This window comes from Acinetobacter sp. FDAARGOS_558, assembly GCF_003937785.1.
Taxonomy (GTDB): Bacteria; Pseudomonadota; Gammaproteobacteria; order Pseudomonadales; family Moraxellaceae; genus Acinetobacter; species Acinetobacter baumannii.
In genome coordinates this window covers 1,748,534-1,766,458 of the sequence record NZ_RKJH01000001.1, presented here as the reverse complement: position 1 = coordinate 1,766,458, position 17,925 = coordinate 1,748,534, and the positions used below count along the sequence as shown (strand labels likewise).

The following is a 17,925-nucleotide window of genomic DNA, read 5'->3' as shown; positions in this document are numbered from 1 at the left end:
GAGTAAATAAATGAAAATATTGCATATTGCAAATTTTGGCTTTAATAAACAAGGCGCACATTTTTACTGCACAGACCGTAAAATTTCTGCCGGATTAATTGAAAATGGCCATTTCGTTTATGATTTTAGTTTCCGTGACATGGCGCGAATGGGGACAATCTTTAAAACCAAAAAATTAGGGGCAAAGTGGGCCAATAAAGAAGTACTCAAGGTTGTTAATAATATTGAGCCTGATTTGGTGCTGATTGGTCATAGCGACTTGATGAGTCCAGATGTTTTAAGACAGATTAAAGAATCTTATCCCAATACTAAAATTGCATTTTGGTATGTTGACCCGCTTTATCTTGAAAACAAACTCGACTTTGTAAAAGCATTTTCACCTTATCTAGATGCTATTTTCTGCACAACAGGTGGAGAATATCTCCAAAAGTTAAAACAGCCCCATTTAAGTGTGGCTTATATGCCGAATGTGGGTCACCGCAATGTAGAAACACTACAGCAATTTTCAAACTCAAAGACTGACAAAACTTTTATTTTCTGCGGTGTTGTTTATAAAGAGCCTGAGCGCGAGAAATTCTTAAAGGATTTGGCAGAGGCTTTGCAACAAGGCCATGTAAATTATCAATATTATGGTTGTTTTGAACAGCCAGGTGTATATGGTAAGGCTTATTATAAGGTTCTATCTGAAACAAAAATGGGGCTCAATTACTCACGCCGTAATGATGTAACCTTATATAGCTCTGATCGTATTGTTCAGCTGACTGGTAATGGTTTACTTACCTTTAGCCCAAGAATTCCAGGCTTTGAGAAACTCTATACTGAGCAGGAAGTGGTTTACTTTGATGATCAGTTTGACTTGGCTAAGAAGATACAATTCTTTGATCAAAACCCAGAGCAGGCTGAAAAAATAGCGAAAGAGGGCTGGGAGAAAACGCGTAAGTCTTTCAATGCTAAACGCATCACCCAGTTTATGGTTGAAGTGACATTTAAGCAGCCCCTTTCAGAAGATTATGAATGGTCACATGAGGTTTATGCATGATGTGGTTTTTGTACGTTGCGGTAGGCCTGCTCGCACTTGCTGCACTGTTATATGTGCTGGGTAATTATACATTCTGGCTTCCGTTTCGTTCGAGTAAACTACCTCGCATTGTGATGTTACATCAGGTCACTCCTAAAGATGCTGCTTCTGGCATGAATATGCCTCCTGAAAAGTTTGAACAACTCTTAACGTTGTTAACGCGTAAAGGGGCTATCTTTTGCTTTGTTTCTGAGCTTGAACAATATCGTAATCAAAAGAATGTGGTTGCTTTAAGTTTTGATGATGGATTTATGGATAATTATCTTTATGCCTATCCACTACTCAAAAAATATAACGCGAAAGCAACTATTTATTTAGCAACGCAAATTGAAGGTATTGAAAAGCTTACTCATGAGCAAATCCATGAAATGGCTAACTCTGGTTTAATTGAATTTGGTGCGCATACTCAACATCATGTGAACTTACTTAAACTTGATGACCAAACCGCTTATGACGAAATGCTTCAGTCTAAGCGTGATGTTGAAGCATTAGTTGGGAAGTGCCCGAGTTTTGCTTATCCATTTGGTCGATTTAACGAAAAGCACCAGAAAATGGCCCAAGAAATTGGCTTTAAAAATGCAGTATCGACTCGTAAAAAAATCGAAGCATATGAAGCTGTTAACCAATTTAATATTCCACGTGTCAGCACACATGGCGCCATGAATGCTTTACAGATGCGTATCGCCCTTGCTAAAGGACGTTATAAGTTATGAATAAAATTCCATGTAGTGTTTATATTGTCACTTTAAACTGTGGTGCTTGGTTAGAGCGAACTTTACAAAGTGTCAGTGAGTTTGATGAAGTCATTATTTTAGACTCTGGCAGTACTGATAATACTTATGAAATTGCAAAGCGCTTTGAAAATACGCAAATTTCTCACCAAGATTGGCAAGGTTATGCTGGACAAAAAAGCTTGGCTTTAGCAAAGTGCCGTAATGATTGGGTGCTCAATCTAGATGGTGATGAAGTCTTATCTAATGAATTAAAACAAGAAATTGTTGAGACCATTCAACAGAACAAGCTTGATGCATTAATCACCCCAATTAATGATGTATTTTTAGGTGTTCCGAACAGTAAACATATTAAAAAACATGCAAAAGTGCGTTTTTTCCGTAGGTCTAAAGGGCATTATGACCTTGCCAATAAAGTCCATGAAAATGTGATCGTAGATGGTGAATCTCAACGTGCTCAACACGATATTTACCATTATGGTGAGTCGAGCATTTTCGTTAAGGTCGAAAAAAATAACCAATATTCCGACCTTAAAGCATTAGAGAAATTCCAAAAAGGAAAGTCTCCAAGCATTGTAAAATTGGTTTTGGTGATGCCAGTGACTTTTATGAAATCTTATTTTATTCGCCGTAGTTTCTTAAATGGTTGGCGTGGTTTCGTAAATAGTATGATTAATGCATTTTATGCATTTCTAAAAGAAGCTAAGCTTTTTGAACAGACCATGAATAAAGATAAAAATAAGTAGGCAAGCTATGAAAATTGTTCAGGTATTGGCAACTAGCGGTGGAGTTGGTGGATTAGAGCAGCACACATTTAACCTTGTTAATGAGCTTGCTTTAAACCATGAAGTACATGTGATTGCACATCCTTGCTATGTAGACAAGTTTAGCCAACAAGTACATTTTCATGCTATCGATTTTGCCCGTAGTCGTTGGAATATTTTTTTACTTTGGCAACTTAAAAATCTTATTCAGCAGATCCAACCCGCTATTGTTCATGCACAAGCAGGAAAAGCGGCTGAGCTGATTGCCCGCATTAAGCCATTTTTATCTGGTCCAAAGTTTGTAACGACTGTTCATGGTACTAAAAAGAATAAGTCTGCTTATTTAGCAGGTGATGCAGTTATTGCGGTGAGCCAAGCGCTCACGCAAGGCATTCCAGTGTCTAAAGCACACGTAGTTTATAACGGGGTATATCCTCAGCCCGTACTTACAACTGAAAATAAAGAAAAATTGCTTCAATCGATTCAAAAAGATTTTACTGAGCTAGACACAAGCAAAAAAGTTGTTATGTGTATTGGACGTCTAGAACCAGTAAAAAATATCAGCTTATTGATTGATTCGATGCAACAGATTGATGCCAATTTATGGATTGTTGGTGACGGTTCACTTCGAGCAAGTTTGGAAAAGCAAGTCAGCGAATTGAACATGCAAAATCGGGTCGCTTTCCTTGGGTTTAGAACTGATGCGCGTGATCTGGTACAACTGGCTGATATCGTGGTTTTATCATCAGATCGTGAAGGTTTTCCACTTGTTATGGTCGAGGCTTTACAGGCCGATAAAGCAATGGCTTCAACTAAAGTGAACGGTGTGATCGAGTGGTTGCCAGAGCAATATCTAGCCAAAATTGGAGATACTCAAGGTTTAGCAAAAGCGATTGAATATGCCCTTCAACCTGAGGCTCAAAATGACTTCAGCCCACTATATACAAAGGCCAAGGCTGAACTGACTGTACCAGCCATGGCTGAGCAGACGCTTAATATTTATAAAGGCCTGCTGAAAACTTAATTATTTTTTGGTGTAAGGCGGATGGCATCAAGTACCACGAAATTATCTTCGACATTAATGGTATGGCAACCATCATCAGCCTGATTCCAGTCTGGTAAAACTACTTCTAGTAATTTTTCTTCATAAGCTGCTGGACTAAGCTGAGTAATCGCTTTTAATTCGATATTGCCGCCATACCGTTTTAAAGAATCTTGGCTTGGCCGAACCAGTTGCCCTTTGTAAACAAAAGGTTTGCCCGCCATACGGAACTGCTGACTTCCTCGGCACACTGGGTTCATTGGGTGCTCTTGCCAGTTAGGATTTAAAATATCTTCGGTAAAGAACAAATCTAAACGGTCACCAAACTTTTTACAATCACGACGCGTTGAGGTAAAAAGATACCATAAGCCCTCATGATAGAAAGGGGTGCTGTCGACTGCTTCGATATTCTCTATCAGATTAGAATGTTTTTCCCATTTCAATGGAAATTCGGTACATTTCCAAAGTTCAATTGTCTTGTTGGCAGAAGTTTCTGGGATCATGTACCAAGTGTCTTCTAACTTAAATACACAAGGATAAGAAAGGTGATAGTCGAGCTTTAAGATTGTCTCTGGTGGTGTGTAGGTGCCATCTTTAAAGACTTCTAAAACAGAAAGAAAACCTACTGGATGTTGATCATCCACCTCTTCAAAGAAAATAAAATGTCGTCCATTTTCATGAGCATAAAAGCTATCGGCAAAGGTAAACTTTCTAGGAGAATGAATTTCAAAGAGAGAATCTAATTGCTCAAGTGTAGAAAAAGGTTGCTCTAACCAGCCAAAACGCATATACCAATGGGAGTCAAAAGTTTTCGCTTTTTTTGCTTGTTGGTACTTGTACCATTTTTTTTGAATCAGGCGATTTAGCATTAAATTTTACACTCGATATAACTATAATTAGATAGACTATCCCTGACTCATTTTAACATTTGAATGAAATGAAAAAATATTTAATCAGTATTGAATCTGCTAATAGTGAACGTCTAAAAAAGTTGTACTCTCAAGCAACATTTTACAAATATCACGATGAATTTAAACAATTTGGGGTTATAGGAAAAAATTTAAGTGTTAGTGAGTATTTTCAACAGGGTGTAGCAGGTAAGAAGAAACCGATGACACCGGGTGAACTTGGTTGTACCATGTCACATATTGCTGCATTAAAAGATTTTTTGAGCTCTGACGATGAATATGCCATTATTTTCGAAGATGATGTGATCGAACGTTTTGAAGTTGATTTTAATCAATTAGAAGAACAGGTCAAAAGGATAGGGCTGACTACTCCCTTATTTTTGAGTCTCGGTGGCATCCAGATGAAAATCTGTCGTAAAGTAAAAGGAAAATATCAGCCAAATTTTTTATTAGATCAGCATGTTCTAAAAGTTGATCCTTTCTTTTATGAAAATTTAGCATATGCATATGCATATATTGTAGATCGCGAGATGGCTAAAATATTAATTGATTTCCATCGCTCCCCAAGAGTTTATGATCAATGGGCTGATCTAATAATATCCAAACAATCAATTAATATTTATGTTTCATATATATTTGATCACCCTGAAATCGAAAATGAAAAAGATAAGAGTTATCTAGAAAATGAAAGAGATATGTTAACTAAAATAACAAAAAATAAATTAGACTTTGATTTTTCTTATATAGTAAAAAAAATCAAAGGTTTTTTTCTTCAGAATTACAAATTAAATACTTAACTAAATAGGCGGTTTGTTTTGAAAAAATATCTTATTAGCATTGAAGCAGATAATAGTCCAAGGTTACAAAATTTTTTTTCTCAAAGTAATTTTCAGCCATATAAGGATGACTTTAAAAAAATAGGCATCAAGGGTAAAGAGCTTACAGTAAAAGAATATTTTGACTTGGCCGTCGCTACACAAAAGCAACCATTAAGCCCAGGAGAGTTAGGTTGTACTTTATCCCATATGCAGGCACTTCGAGATTTTATTACAAGTAATGAAAAATATGCATTAGTATTAGAAGATGATGCTATTCAAATTATGGATATTGATTTAAATCAATTTAAGTCAGAAGTAGTAAATTTGAATTTACAGAGTTGCTTCTTTATGAGTTTGGGTGGTATTCAACTTAAAGTAAATGATCGTATTTATGGAAAAATTCAGCCCAAAAAAATTTATAATAAAAATATTTTAAAATTGCATCCCTATAGTATTGCTGATTTATCTTACACTTATGCTTATGTGGTAGATAAAGAAATGGCTAAAGTTCTATTAGATTATCATCATAAACCACATGTATGCGATCATTGGGATGAGTTGTATCAGTTCTATCCCAAAATTAATTTTTATGCGACATTCTTATTTGATCATCCTGAAATCATATTTCATACTCATTCCACTAGCAGTATAGAGTTAGAACGGAAACTGCTTTCAGAAAAAAGTAAAGTAGAAAGAAACATCTTCGAAAAGTTCAATCGATCCTTTAAAAAAAGGTGGTTAAAATTATTTTATGAGCAATATCGTGAATTTTAAATTAAGTGTTAAAATATAGTTAGAGTAATTTATGAAGAATTTAATTGTTGTAAGATGTGGTGATAAATCGCTGCATGAAAAATGGGTTTCAACTGAAGCAAATTATGATATTGCATTAAGTTATTTTGGAGATAATCCAAAATTTGATATAGAGAAAATTAAATTTTTTCATCCTTATAAGGGCTCAAAGTGGGAAGGGTTATATAATTTTTTTACTACTACTGACTTTTGGAAAGAATATGACGCAATATGGTTGCCAGATGATGATATAGATACAGATACACAAACTATTAATCAATTTTTTGATTTATTTCACTATTATAAATTTGATTTGGCTCAACCTTCCCTTGATGAAAGAAGTTATTATTCATGGGGAATTTTATTAAATAATAAATCATTTAAGTATCGTGAAACAAACTTTGTAGAAGTTATGATTCCTTGTTTTAATAGAAAGTCTTTTGAGTCTTTATATCTCACCTTCAAAGAAAATAAGTCAGGGTGGGGATTAGATAACTTATGGCCAAAACAATTAGGAGATTCTTCTAAAATTGGTATTATTGATGAAGTAAAAGTCTTTCATACTCGACCTGTAGGCTCTGCTGGTAATGGAGTTGGTAAACAGAGTTTTAAAAAATCGTCCCTTTTTTCAAAAGCGAAATTAACTACCCCACTCGATGAACTAAATACCCTACTAAAAAAATACGATTTGAGTCAGGAAACAATTTGTAAAGGTGGCTTAGATCAACAGAATATTTATCTAAATACTGAGAATGTTGAATTTATAAAAAAAATAATTGCTGGATGTGATAGTCGTTTATTAAACGGAACATCAATTTCTTTTGGATTAGATAAAGTTGGACTAAGTAAATGAAATTTTTAATCGTAGGATGTGGATTTACAGGTGCTGTTATTGGAAGGGAGCTTGCAGAGAAAGGACACTCTATTGTTATTATTGATCAACGGCACCATGTAGGTGGAAACTGCTATACGGAACGTGACAGTCAAACAGGAATCATGGAACATGTTTATGGGCCGCATATTTTCCATACAGATGATGAGCAAGTGTGGAAATATGTCAATTCACATGGAAATTTTAAACCCTTTACGAATAGGGTTAAGTCAATTGTAAATAATGAAGTTTATTCACTTCCAGTTAATTTACACACAATTAATCAATTTTTTAAGACTAGATTTTCTCCTGATGAAGCAAAGGAATTTATTAAAAAACAGGGAAATAGTAGTATTGTTGAGCCAGAAAATTTTGAAGAGCAAGCTTTAAAATTTATTGGCAAAGATCTATATGAAGCGTTTTTTAAAGGATATACAAAAAAGCAATGGGGACTAGAACCTAAATTATTGCCAGCAAGTATCTTGAAAAGATTACCTGTCCGATTTAATTATGATGATAACTATTTTTCACATAAGTATCAGGGAATGCCTGAAAATGGATATACCTCAATTATTGAGTCTATTTTAAATCATAATAATATCTCAGTAGAGCTAAATAAAAGTTTTTCTAAAGATTTGGTAGCTGAATATGATCATATTGTTTGGACCGGAAAATTGGATCAATGGTTCGATTATTCCGAAGGAAAGTTAAATTATCGTACTTTAAAATTTGAAAAAAATTATTCGGAGGGTGATTATCAAGGAAATGCTGTCATCAATTATGGTGATGAACATGTACCTTATACTAGAATTTCTGAACATAAACATTTTGCTCCTTGGGAAACACATGAGCAAACTATTTATTTCAAAGAATATAGTGCAGATTGTACCGATGATGATATCCCTTACTATCCTGTACGATTAGCTGATGATAAAACAGTTTTAGATAAATATTTGGCCTTGGCAAAGGTAGAAAAGAAAGTAACATTTGCTGGTCGCTTAGGAACTTATAGTTATATGGATATGGATGTGACTATCAGACAGGCTTTAGATATATCAAAAGAGCTTATTAATAAAGCTCATTCTTTTGATCATTCCTAATGATTAAAAAGGCAACATTATTTATCTAAATATTGATGTTGCCTTTAAAATTATTTATCCGCATTTCCTTTTAAGACCATATAAATCAGCGCAACAAAAATAAGTAATGCGCCGACTAAACTACTTACGCAGAAATAAAGAATACGTTGATTTGTTGTAAGGTTAAATAATTCATTCGCAAGGATATAGCGCATGAAAAACCATTGTGCGAGAGAAAATACAATCACGACTAAAGCATGTCGACGAACGTCAGGACGCATTGCCATAATCAATTACCATGGGAGAAAGAGAACAGTTATTATGCCATTTGCCTACTATCATCTCAATAGAGCCTTAATTAAGCTAATTGCATAAAAAAATTAAAATTATGGAGGAATTGTGAAGTTCTATTAACATTAATAAACCATGATTTCCTTTTTTATCGAATTTTATCTAGTAAATTACTGCATTTATTTGGATAGATGTTTAATGCAGCCGATCGATTTTGTAATGATTTGGGTGGACTCAACCGATACGAAATGGCAGCAGCAATATATATATTATAAATCCAAAGAAACAAAAACCAAGATTGATGAGCTCGTTGATCAATGTCGTTATCGTGACTGGAATAATCTTCATTACTGGTTTAGATCTGTTGAGAAATTCTGTCCTTGGGTAAGGAAAATTCATCTTGTAACCTGTGGTCATTTTCCCGAATTTTTAGTCAAAAATCATCCCAAATTAAATTTAGTTACTCATGATCAAATTATAGAACCTCATTGTTTGCCTACGTTTAATTCACATGCGATTGAAATCAATATTCATAAAATAGAAGGCTTGGCAGAACACTTTGTTTATTTTAATGATGACACCTTTATTAATAGCCCTTTAGAACCAGAGTTCTTTTTTAAAAATGGTTTACCTTGTGATGGTATTCAATTACAACCTTTGATGGTGGTGGGGGAAGAGAACTTTTTAGGCGCAGTTGCTTTGACGGATGTCGCAATTATTAATAAATATTTTGATAAGAGAAAACTCTTTCAGAGTAATCCTTCTGCACTTTTTAATCATCGATATTCGATAAGTAATAATTTGGGCAATTTTTTAAGCTTATATAATCGAAAATTCTCAAGCTTTTATAGTACTCATTTACCCCAACCGTTTCTAAAGTCGGTGTTTGAAGAAGTTTGGAGGAACGAAGAGAGCTACTTAAAAGAAGTATCAAGTCATCGATTTAGACAACCTTTAGACGTTAACCAATACCTATTTCGATTATGGCAGTTATGTTCGGCTCGTTTTTACCCAGTAAATATATTTCAGCGTGGACAGAACTTTAATTTAAGAATACAAAATCTTCCTGAAATTAATCATGTTATTAAGAATGAGCAACTTCCACAGATTTGTTTAAATGACGATGAACACGTGGTCGATTTTGAAAAATTAAAAACAGAAATTATCCAAATTTTTGAGCAAAAATTTAATACGGTTTCAAGTTTTGAGAAAAAGATAACACATTAAAATTTTCTTAATAAAAAACCCTGCAATTGCAGGGTTTTTTATTAAAGAGCAATTAAGCTTCTTTCTTTTGTTGTTCACGTAAGCGGATGCCCAAGTCACGAAGCTGGTTTGCTTCAACAGGAGCCGGTGCTTGAGTAAGTGGACATTCAGCAGTTTTCGTTTTAGGGAACGCAATAACATCACGAATTGAAGTCGCGCCAGTCATAAGCATTACTAAACGGTCAAGACCAAATGCCAAACCACCGTGAGGAGGTGCACCGTAACGAAGCGCATTGAGTAAGAAGCTGAATTTTTCTTCTGCTTCTTCATCGGAAATACCAAGCGCTTCAAAAATCGCTTTTTGCATTTCTAATGTGTAAATACGAAGTGAACCACCACCAACTTCAGTACCGTTCAATACCATGTCGTAAGCAACAGAAAGTGCTTCGCCTGGGTTGCTCTTCACGTCTTCTACGCTAGATTTAGGTAATGTGAATGGATGGTGTACAGAAGTCCATTTGCCATCGTCAGTTTCTTCAAACATTGGGAAGTCAACAACCCAAAGTGGAGCCCACTCACAAGTCGCAAGGTTCAAGTCATGACCGATCTTGACACGAAGTGCACCCATTGCATCATTTACAATTTTAGCTTTGTCCGCACCAAAGAATACGATATCACCATTTTCAGCGCCAACACGTTCAAGCAATTGCATTACGATTGGTTCGATGAATTTAACGATAGGAGATTGAAGACCTTCAATTCCTTTTTCGATTTCATTGACTTTAATGTACGCTAAGCCTTTCGCACCGTAGATACCGACAAATTTAGTGTATTCGTCAATCTGACTACGTGTTAATGAACCTGCGCCCGGTACACGAAGTGCTGCAATACGGCCTTTAGGGTCTTTAGCTGGACCTGCAAATACTTTGAACTCAACTTCTTGCATTAAGTCTGCAACATCAACGAGTTTTAACGGAATACGCAAGTCTGGTTTGTCAGATGCATAATCACGCATTGCTTCGCTATATGGCATACGGCGGAATTTTTCAAATTTTACGCCAAGCAAGTCGTTAAATAATTTAACAGTCATGCCTTCCATCAAATCCATAATATCATCGTCGTTTAAGAACGATGTTTCAATGTCGATTTGAGTGAATTCAGGCTGACGGTCAGCACGTAAGTCTTCATCACGGAAACATTTCGCGATTTGGTAGTAGCGATCAATACCACCAACCATCAACAATTGTTTGAATAATTGTGGTGATTGTGGAAGTGCATAGAAGCTACCATTTTGTACACGGCTTGGTACTAAATAGTCACGCGCACCTTCAGGGGTTGCACGAGTTAAAATCGGAGTTTCAACGTCTAAGAAACCATGATCGTCTAAATAGTTACGAATCAAGTTGGTTACTTTAGAACGGAAGCGTAAACGCTCTAACATTTCTGGACGACGGATGTCCAAGAAACGATATTTTAAACGGTGTTCTTCAGACACATTAATTGTGTCGTCATTTAATGGGAATGGTGGAGTTTCAGATGCAGCAAGAACTTCGATTTCTTTGCCTAAAACTTCGATTTGACCACTCACCATATTTGGGTTTTCAGTACCTTCATAACGGCGACGAACACGACCTGTAATTTTTAATACATATTCAGAACGTGCTTTATCTGCAGTTGCAAATGCTTCTGGAGTATCTGGGTCAATAACCACTTGAACGAGACCATCACGGTCACGCATATCAAGGAAAATAACACCGCCATGGTCACGGCGACGATGTACCCAACCGCATAATGTAACGGTCTGGTCGATTTGGGCTTCAGTTAAAGAGCCACAGTAATGAGTTCGCATCATGATGAAGATTATCCAAACTATATTGGCTGAAAAGACGGATGCGTAAACCGCGCACCGTCAAAAAAATAAGTTTTCGATTATGCCCTGTTGAATGGCATGCCACAAGAACTAGATCAAAAAACAGCTATAATTTAGCTAAAAATGAGCAATTTGGCAGCAAGTTTAGCTATTTAACCCATTCTTTGTTGTCGATCTAAAAATAAGAATAATAGACATCCCAAACTAAACGTACTTAACCAACCTTGCATAAACTCATTAATAGAGCGGCCAGTAAAATAATAGGTATCAGAATGCCAAACCTCATGGGGAATATAACGGGCATAGTCCCAAAATGAAAATAAGCCTAAAAGTGTAGATAAAGCAAATAAACACCAAGCAAAAATTTTAATTTTATAATTTACTTTCCAATGCTGTTTATGGCGCTGATAGTAATGAATACTCATCCAGCCTAAAAAAGGTAATGCCAGAGCAGAAGAACCGAGTTGAAGAAGGCGATGCAATGGATAAGGGCGGCCAAACAAGTGAACAGTTTGCGATAAAAAGTCTTGAAATATAAAAGTTCTAAAGTCTGAGTGGGTAAGCCCATCCCAAATGAGATGTGTTGCTATACCAATGAGTAGAGCAATTATGATTCCAATAAAAAAGCTAAAAAAATGTCTAAAAGAATCTAGTTTTAAATCGTGTTGGATACCAAAAAAACGGTAAACCACAGGTCGGTAAAGTAAATACCAAATGGCAGAGAATAATAGCCCTAATGCAAGGTTAGGGTAGAAAAGCCCCTTCCATTGATGAGTCAGCATACCTGATTGCATTGTAAATAAGCGGTAAAGATCGGGCGTCATACTGCCAATTGCTAAGGCGGCAATGGGTAACGTATTTCGGCTCAATTTAGCAAGTGGAGTGGCGATAACTGCATGGGAGATTGTAAAAGGCATTAGAAAAGAAAGCTTCTCACATCATCAAAAAGTTGAGTCTATCGAAACATGTCATTAGCGAATGTTTTTTATTGCAAAACAACTGAAATGTTATAATATAACAAAACAAAAGGCGTACGATTAGAGACTCACCTCATGTTGTTCTATAAAAATATTTTGACCTTATCCATTTTGGCTGCCATATCTATACCTGTATTTGCAGCAGAAAATGAAAATGTTGAGAAGTTAGAAACTATCCGCATCAAGGCGCACCCCCTTGAGCAAACTTCAAAAGATTTTGCAGTCGCTGATACTGTAGTTGACCAAAAGCATTTGACTGAAGGGGCCGCCACTATTGGGGATGCGCTCAATAGTGAGGTGGGGATTTATGCGAATCAGTTTGGGGCTGGTTCAAGTCGTCCGGTGATTCGTGGCCAAGATGGACCACGTGTTAAAGTTCTTCAAAATTCATCTGAAAATGTGGATGTCTCAACTTTGTCTCCTGATCATGCTGTAACAGTAGATCCAGTTCTTGCAAAACAAGTTGAAGTGATTCGTGGACCTTCTACTTTATTGTTTGGTGCGGGAACTGTTGGTGGTTTAGTCAACGTTATTGATAACAAGATCCCTACACAAATGCCTGAAAATGGTTATGAAGGACAAGTTGGCTTACGTTACAACACTGGAAGTGATGAAAAACTGGCGAGTGCTGGTGTAACTGTAGGGTTGGGAAGCCAAGTTGCATTACGTGTTGAGGGGTTAACACGTGATGCGAATAACTATATTGCACCAAACTATATTCATGAAGGTGAAAAAGAGCGCCGTGTAGACAATACCTTTGCACAAGGTGATTCAGTGAATGTGGGGTTGTCTTGGATTTATGATCGCGGTTATACGGGTATTTCGTATAGTAACCGTCGAGACCAGTATGGTTTACCGGGGCATAGCCATGAATATGAAACCTGTAGCGCTCATTTAACAGGTAGACCACATTTACATTGTGATGCTCATGAGCATGATCATGAAGAGGGTGAAGAGGCTCATGCCCATGAAGAACATGAGCACGAACATGGCGGCCCATGGATTGACTTAAAATCTGAGCGTTATGATTTTAAAACCGAGTTAAACGATCCATTTGCAGGCTTCCAAAAGTTACGTGCCCAAGCGAGCTATACAGATTATCAGCATGATGAAATTGAAGAAGGGACAATCGCGACTCGATTCCAAAACAAAGGTTATGATGGGCGTATTGAGTTAGTCCATAACCCTATTGCTGATTGGGAAGGGGTAATTGGTACCCAGTTAGGCCAACAAAAACTAAATTTAACTGGTGAAGAAGCATTTATGGCACCAACCACTACCAAAAAGTGGAGTGTTTTTGCTTTAGAACATAAACAATGGAAAGATGTTCATTTTGAACTTTCTGCTCGTGCAGATCAGCAAGAAATCGATGTAGATGATAACTCTAAACAAGATTTTGATGGTTCTGCTTTTTCCTATGCAGGTGCTGCCAACTGGGAGTTTGCGCCAAATTATAAGCTTTCATTTGTAGCATCACACCAAGAGCGTCTACCTCTTGCTCAAGAGTTATATGCAAATGGTGCCCATTTTGCGACCAATACTTATGAGTTAGGAAATGATCAACTCAGTAAGGAAAAATCAAATAATGTTGAGTTAGGTTTGCATTTTGATCATGACAAACTTGATTATCATCTTCATGTTTACCATAACTGGTTTGATGACTACATCTATGCGCAAACCCTTGACCGTTATAAAGACTTCCGTTTAGTTCAATACACTCAAGATAAAGCTCGTTTCTATGGTGCAGAGGGTGAAATTGGTTATCAAATTACGCCAATGTACAAGATCAGTGCTTTTGGCGATTACGTGCGCGGTAAGATTGATGCCGAGGGCAATGCTCCACGTATTCCGGCTGGGCGTTTAGGTACTAAAGTTGATGCAGATTTTGGTGACGGTTTTAGTGGTTCTGCCGAGTACTATCATGTCTTTAATCAAGATAAGATTGCGGCTTATGAAACCGAAACAGAAGGCTACAACATGCTCAATTTAGGGGTAGCATACTCTGGACAATATGGTGCAAAAACAGATTATCGCGTTTATTTAAAAGCGAATAACTTGTTAGATGACACGGTTTATCAACATGCGTCGTTCTTATCAAATATCCCGCAAGTTGGACGTAACTTTACCGTCGGTGTAGATTTTAGTTTCTAAGGCTTCAACACGAAACTAAACTTGAAAAATCAAGCCAAAAGACCTAATTTGAAACTATCAAGTTAGGTCTTTTTTATGCGTATTTTTCAGCGAATTCATCAAAAGTTAAATTGGTCAGGACGTCGTTATATGGCGGTCATACTTTGCGTTGTTGCTATTGCATATCTTGCATCGGCAATTTATCACACAGTGAAACCATTGCCGCAAGGAATTAACTTTAGTGGCAAGCTCAGACATGCCGATGTTAAATTTTTAGCCGATAAAACGTATATTGATGCGAATGGGCAACAACAGGTTGATCAGCACATCTTTGATGAAATCTTGAAAATGATTGATGAGGCAAAAACCACAATTGTGGTGGATATGTTCTTATTTAATTCAGAAGTAGGCGATTCAAAACTAAAGCAACGACCATTGATGCAAGAGCTCACTGATGCATTAGTGAGTAAAAAAAGACAAAACCCTCAAATTCAGGTTGTTATGATTACCGACCCGATTAATTCGGTATATGGTGGACTAAGCCCTGAACACTACCGTCAATTACGCCAAGCTGGTGTTGATGTCATCGAAACGAATCTGGCACCTTTACGTGCTTCTAACCCATTCTGGTCAGGGTTTTGGTACATCTGTTGCCAAAATATTGACAATAATCCAGAGAAAGGCTGGTTACCCAACCCATTTGGCGATGAAAAAATTACGCTACGTAGTTATTTGAACTTATTTAACTTTAAAGCAAACCATCGTAAAACTGTTGTCGTTGATACCGATGCGGGTTGGAAGTCATTGGTGACCTCAGCAAATCCGCATGATGGTAGTTCGCGCCATTCTAATGTGGCATTGGTGGTAAATGGAGCCACAGCTGCTGATGTACTCCAAACCGAAGCTGCTGTTGCGCAAATGTCAGGAAGTAGTTCACCATCACTTATATTAGGCGATTTTGAAAAAGACGTTAGCAAGCCTCAAGTTCAAGTGCTAACTGAAGGGGCAATCTATGAAGCCGTATTAAAATTAATTAATACGGCTAAACCTAAAGAACATCTTGATTTAAGTATGTTCTATTTGTCTGAACGTAAGATTATTAAAGCTCTAAAAAGTGCCCAAGAACGTGGCGTTATTGTTCGTGTTTTACTCGATCCAAATAAAGATGCGTTTGGTAGACAAAAGAATGGTATCCCAAACCGTCAGGTAGCTTCAGAGTTACATGCTGCTGGCATTCCAATTCGTTGGTGTGATACCCATGGTGAGCAGAACCATAGCAAAATGATCTTGAAATATAATGCTCAACAAGCTGAGTTAATTGTAGGATCTGCCAATTTTACAGCCCGTAATTTAAAAAATTATAACCTTGAAACGGATATGTTGGTCATTGGTAAAGTTCAAGATCAAGTCTTTAAAGATGCTCAGAATTACTTCAATACTTCGTGGTCAAACCTACAAGGTAGACAGATGAGCGTGGACTATGCGAAGTATGCCGATGAGTCTAAAGTGAAGTATTGGATTTATCGTTTTATGGAATGGTCAGGATTATCGACTTTTTAATTACTATCTTGAAGTTTTCCAAAAAGTAGCAAGGTGATTGGCGACATGGATGTCGCCGTTTCACTGTGTTGCATGGAAGCAACATCAGTGAAACAAAGGTTTTTGTCACTTTTGACCTCTCAAAAGTGAGGCATTAGCTTATATAAAAGACATTCAAATATTATTGTAAGTAAGGGCTGTGCCATAAGTCCGAGTTAAGCAGTAGGCGGAATCAACTGATCCAACGCTTTATCATCTAACTTCTCTATTTCACTCAAATCCGTCTTAATTTTCCACTGCGACTCATCATCTACAGGATTCGGCAAACGCGCTTCAAGCCAATCACAAACCACATCTGGAGAAAACTCAGGGTGATTACACTGAATAACCCATGATAAAAAATCTTTTGCTTCACCATTCATGTAAGGTGGTGGAGATACAGGAAAGAATAAAGTAGGTAAACGCTCATTCGTCGACAGGTAATTTAAAACATGCCCTAGTTCTTGAACGGTTTGCCATGCGAGAGGGTGTTCTACATCAATACTGAACTTAAACCACCAAGCGTGTTCGCCATCTGCTCCATGAGCCATGATACGGGCTTCTTGTACACTTGGAACTTTGCAGAAAAATTGATGAAGACGTTCAAAACTGATTTCAGACACAGCAATTGACCTAGCTTGAAAAATGCTAATGGTAGCACAGATACAGATTCTTCATATTTTCTTTATAGTCATTACAAACAATATCAATCAAAGCCATTTTATTCATGGTTTCTCCTTGACTCTCTCTTAATCTAGCTTCAGATCAAGATAAAAAGGAATACTCCATGAAAAAGCCTATTGTTCTCGTACTTTCAACATTAATGTTGGGTATGTCGGCAACTGCGATGGCCGATTCAAATCATCGTTGGGATAACTATCACGGTAAAGACCATAATCGCTATGAACAGCGTCATGATTATCGTTATGACCACCGCAATGATCATAGAGCTCCTGTTTGGTCACACTCTGAGCGTGGCAACCATTATGGCCGATATGTAGCCTTTAAGCGCGGTGATCGTATTCCTGTGGAATACCGTAATAGCCGTTATTATGTCTCAGACTGGCGTGCACATCGCTTATATGCACCGCCACGTGGATACCACTGGGTGAAGACTCCTAACCAATACTTATTGGTTGACTCGAAACATCACATTTATCGAGTTCGTTAAACGTAAAATAAAAAATGGCCCGCTTGAGGCCATTTTTTATGCCAACTCGTCATCTTGCGGTTGGGGCGTTTTTAACGAAGTAGGCGTTTTTGAATGTTTTTCTTTCATAACAGATGGGTAGTGCCAAGAAGCAAAACGGACAACTAAAATAGATAAGGCTAAAATAAGAATTGAGCCAGTAATAATGACTTGATCAAGGTCAGCTTTATGGTCATGTTGGATATCAGAAATCAGTAAACGTGTTAGGGCTGTAATGGCGACATAAATAAGAAAACGTACAGGCATATGATTGGTTTTAAAGTAAATTCCAACCATTGCCCCAAGTTCTAGGTAAATAAATAATAATAAAATATCATCGATTGATGCATATTTTTTGACGGTCAGAATTTCAAAAACGGTATGAGCAGCAGACCAAGCAATCATACAGCCTATGATAAATAAGGCTAAATAATGAAAAGCCTCAACAGCATAATGTCCAAACCGATCAAGGGTTCTTTCAAACTTTTTGGGATCAGGCATAGTAAAATCTCTTTTAATATGAGAATGTTTAGAAATTAAACAAATTTTGTGCCAATGGAAATAGTAAATACAAAATAAAAAACGCCTGATTTTTCAGGCG

General features: G+C 36.9%; 18 protein-coding genes. 12 read left to right on the top strand and 6 right to left on the bottom strand.

Annotated features, from left to right (window positions below):
- The first annotated feature begins 10 nt into the window (after positions 1 to 10).
- The 4 genes from EGT34_RS08430 to EGT34_RS08415 are packed head-to-tail and all read left to right on the top strand — an operon-like array spanning position 11 to position 3,597.
- Complete coding sequence (locus tag EGT34_RS08430) at positions 11 to 1,039, top strand: glycosyltransferase (RefSeq protein WP_000697431.1); 1,029 nt, start codon at positions 11 to 13, stop codon at positions 1,037 to 1,039.
- Positions 1,036 to 1,791: a polysaccharide deacetylase family protein gene (locus tag EGT34_RS08425; RefSeq protein ID WP_000989967.1), complete on the top strand. Its 756-nt coding sequence runs from the start codon at positions 1,036 to 1,038 to the stop codon at positions 1,789 to 1,791. Before EGT34_RS08430 ends, EGT34_RS08425 begins: the two co-directional genes overlap by 4 nt.
- A complete protein-coding gene (locus EGT34_RS08420; protein ID WP_024437256.1) occupies positions 1,788 to 2,555 on the top strand; it encodes a glycosyltransferase family 2 protein in 768 nt (255 codons plus the stop codon). Before EGT34_RS08425 ends, EGT34_RS08420 begins: the two co-directional genes overlap by 4 nt.
- Positions 2,556 to 2,562: 7 nt before the next feature.
- Positions 2,563 to 3,597 (top strand): glycosyltransferase, encoded by a 1,035-nt coding sequence (locus EGT34_RS08415; RefSeq protein WP_000706926.1) that lies wholly within the window; start codon positions 2,563 to 2,565, stop codon positions 3,595 to 3,597.
- Here the strand turns inward: EGT34_RS08415 and ghy are convergent.
- Positions 3,594 to 4,484: a glycosyl hydrolase Ghy gene (gene ghy, locus EGT34_RS08410; protein WP_000934705.1), complete on the bottom strand. Its 891-nt coding sequence runs from the start codon at positions 4,482 to 4,484 to the stop codon at positions 3,594 to 3,596. The two genes, EGT34_RS08415 and ghy, sit on opposite strands and share 4 nt — an antisense overlap.
- Positions 4,485 to 4,552: 68 nt before the next feature.
- Between ghy and EGT34_RS08405 the strand changes: the two genes are divergently transcribed.
- From EGT34_RS08405 to glf, 4 genes are read left to right on the top strand one after another with little or no spacing between them, the layout of a single operon-like run.
- Complete coding sequence (locus EGT34_RS08405) at positions 4,553 to 5,320, top strand: glycosyltransferase family 25 protein (protein WP_000760350.1); 768 nt, start codon at positions 4,553 to 4,555, stop codon at positions 5,318 to 5,320.
- 18 nt (positions 5,321 to 5,338) lie between these two features.
- A complete protein-coding gene (locus tag EGT34_RS08400; protein ID WP_000760349.1) occupies positions 5,339 to 6,115 on the top strand; it encodes a glycosyltransferase family 25 protein in 777 nt (258 codons plus the stop codon).
- A 31-nt stretch (positions 6,116 to 6,146) separates the two neighbouring features.
- Entirely contained in the window at positions 6,147 to 6,986 is an 840-nt protein-coding gene (locus EGT34_RS08395; protein ID WP_024437255.1) for a DUF707 domain-containing protein, read from the top strand.
- Entirely contained in the window at positions 6,983 to 8,104 is a 1,122-nt protein-coding gene (gene glf / locus EGT34_RS08390; RefSeq protein WP_000670279.1) for a UDP-galactopyranose mutase, read from the top strand. The genes EGT34_RS08395 and glf overlap by 4 nt, the downstream gene beginning before the upstream one ends.
- 50 nt (positions 8,105 to 8,154) lie before the next feature.
- Here glf and EGT34_RS08385 read toward each other — a convergent pair whose 3' ends face one another.
- Entirely contained in the window at positions 8,155 to 8,370 is a 216-nt protein-coding gene (locus EGT34_RS08385) for a hypothetical protein (protein WP_001251490.1), read from the bottom strand.
- A gap of 202 nt (positions 8,371 to 8,572) precedes the next feature.
- Between EGT34_RS08385 and EGT34_RS08380 the strand changes: the two genes are divergently transcribed.
- Positions 8,573 to 9,601, top strand: a complete 1,029-nt coding sequence (locus tag EGT34_RS08380; RefSeq protein WP_001182445.1) for a stealth conserved region 3 domain-containing protein — start codon at positions 8,573 to 8,575, stop codon at positions 9,599 to 9,601.
- Between the two features lie 52 nt (positions 9,602 to 9,653).
- On the opposite strand, the gene aspS is transcribed toward EGT34_RS08380, so the two are convergent.
- Together aspS and EGT34_RS08370 are read right to left on the bottom strand one after the other, a co-directional pair.
- The gene (aspS, locus tag EGT34_RS08375) at positions 9,654 to 11,432 is read right to left on the bottom strand and encodes an aspartate--tRNA ligase (RefSeq protein ID WP_000986451.1); all 1,779 of its coding nucleotides are present in this window, start codon (positions 11,430 to 11,432) and stop codon (positions 9,654 to 9,656) included.
- A 170-nt stretch (positions 11,433 to 11,602) separates the two neighbouring features.
- Positions 11,603 to 12,367: a DUF4184 family protein gene (locus EGT34_RS08370; protein WP_001116953.1), complete on the bottom strand. Its 765-nt coding sequence runs from the start codon at positions 12,365 to 12,367 to the stop codon at positions 11,603 to 11,605.
- 135 nt (positions 12,368 to 12,502) lie between these two features.
- On the opposite strand from EGT34_RS08370, the gene znuD reads away from it, so the two are divergent.
- Positions 12,503 to 14,578 carry a zinc piracy TonB-dependent receptor ZnuD gene (znuD, locus tag EGT34_RS08365; protein WP_000899878.1) on the top strand — a complete coding sequence of 692 codons (2,076 nt, stop codon included), beginning with the start codon at positions 12,503 to 12,505 and terminating at the stop codon, positions 14,576 to 14,578.
- A gap of 75 nt (positions 14,579 to 14,653) precedes the next feature.
- A complete protein-coding gene (locus EGT34_RS08360) occupies positions 14,654 to 16,117 on the top strand; it encodes a phospholipase D family protein (RefSeq protein WP_001218070.1) in 1,464 nt (487 codons plus the stop codon).
- Between the two features lie 194 nt (positions 16,118 to 16,311).
- Here the strand turns inward: EGT34_RS08360 and EGT34_RS08355 are convergent, their stop codons facing one another.
- Positions 16,312 to 16,758, bottom strand: a complete 447-nt coding sequence (locus tag EGT34_RS08355; RefSeq protein WP_001290060.1) for a hypothetical protein — start codon at positions 16,756 to 16,758, stop codon at positions 16,312 to 16,314.
- 164 nt (positions 16,759 to 16,922) lie between these two features.
- On the opposite strand from EGT34_RS08355, the gene EGT34_RS08350 reads away from it, so the two are divergent.
- The gene (locus EGT34_RS08350; RefSeq protein ID WP_000743009.1) at positions 16,923 to 17,306 is read left to right on the top strand and encodes an RcnB family protein; all 384 of its coding nucleotides are present in this window, start codon (positions 16,923 to 16,925) and stop codon (positions 17,304 to 17,306) included.
- Positions 17,307 to 17,342: 36 nt separating this feature from the next.
- On the opposite strand, the gene EGT34_RS08345 is transcribed toward EGT34_RS08350, so the two are convergent.
- Positions 17,343 to 17,825, bottom strand: a complete 483-nt coding sequence (locus EGT34_RS08345; protein WP_001113293.1) for a phosphate-starvation-inducible protein PsiE — start codon at positions 17,823 to 17,825, stop codon at positions 17,343 to 17,345.
- Positions 17,826 to 17,925: the final 100 nt, after the last annotated feature.

Excerpts from the sequence above, each read along its gene's own strand:
- EGT34_RS08430 (WP_000697431.1), top strand. The coding sequence starts at position 11 with ATGAAAATATTGCATATTGCAAATTTTGGCTTTAATAAACAAGGCGCA.
- EGT34_RS08425 (WP_000989967.1), top strand. The coding sequence starts at position 1,036 with ATGATGTGGTTTTTGTACGTTGCGGTAGGCCTGCTCGCACTTGCTGCA.
- EGT34_RS08420 (WP_024437256.1), top strand. The coding sequence starts at position 1,788 with ATGAATAAAATTCCATGTAGTGTTTATATTGTCACTTTAAACTGTGGT.
- EGT34_RS08415 (WP_000706926.1), top strand. The coding sequence starts at position 2,563 with ATGAAAATTGTTCAGGTATTGGCAACTAGCGGTGGAGTTGGTGGATTA.
- ghy (WP_000934705.1), bottom strand. The coding sequence starts at position 4,484 with ATGCTAAATCGCCTGATTCAAAAAAAATGGTACAAGTACCAACAAGCA.
- EGT34_RS08405 (WP_000760350.1), top strand. The coding sequence starts at position 4,553 with ATGAAAAAATATTTAATCAGTATTGAATCTGCTAATAGTGAACGTCTA.
- EGT34_RS08395 (WP_024437255.1), top strand. The coding sequence starts at position 6,147 with ATGAAGAATTTAATTGTTGTAAGATGTGGTGATAAATCGCTGCATGAA.
- glf (WP_000670279.1), top strand. The coding sequence starts at position 6,983 with ATGAAATTTTTAATCGTAGGATGTGGATTTACAGGTGCTGTTATTGGA.
- EGT34_RS08385 (WP_001251490.1), bottom strand. The coding sequence starts at position 8,370 with ATGGCAATGCGTCCTGACGTTCGTCGACATGCTTTAGTCGTGATTGTA.
- EGT34_RS08380 (WP_001182445.1), top strand. The coding sequence starts at position 8,573 with ATGCAGCCGATCGATTTTGTAATGATTTGGGTGGACTCAACCGATACG.
- aspS (WP_000986451.1), bottom strand. The coding sequence starts at position 11,432 with ATGATGCGAACTCATTACTGTGGCTCTTTAACTGAAGCCCAAATCGAC.
- EGT34_RS08370 (WP_001116953.1), bottom strand. The coding sequence starts at position 12,367 with ATGCCTTTTACAATCTCCCATGCAGTTATCGCCACTCCACTTGCTAAA.
- znuD (WP_000899878.1), top strand. The coding sequence starts at position 12,503 with ATGTTGTTCTATAAAAATATTTTGACCTTATCCATTTTGGCTGCCATA.
- EGT34_RS08360 (WP_001218070.1), top strand. The coding sequence starts at position 14,654 with ATGCGTATTTTTCAGCGAATTCATCAAAAGTTAAATTGGTCAGGACGT.
- EGT34_RS08350 (WP_000743009.1), top strand. The coding sequence starts at position 16,923 with ATGAAAAAGCCTATTGTTCTCGTACTTTCAACATTAATGTTGGGTATG.
- EGT34_RS08345 (WP_001113293.1), bottom strand. The coding sequence starts at position 17,825 with ATGCCTGATCCCAAAAAGTTTGAAAGAACCCTTGATCGGTTTGGACAT.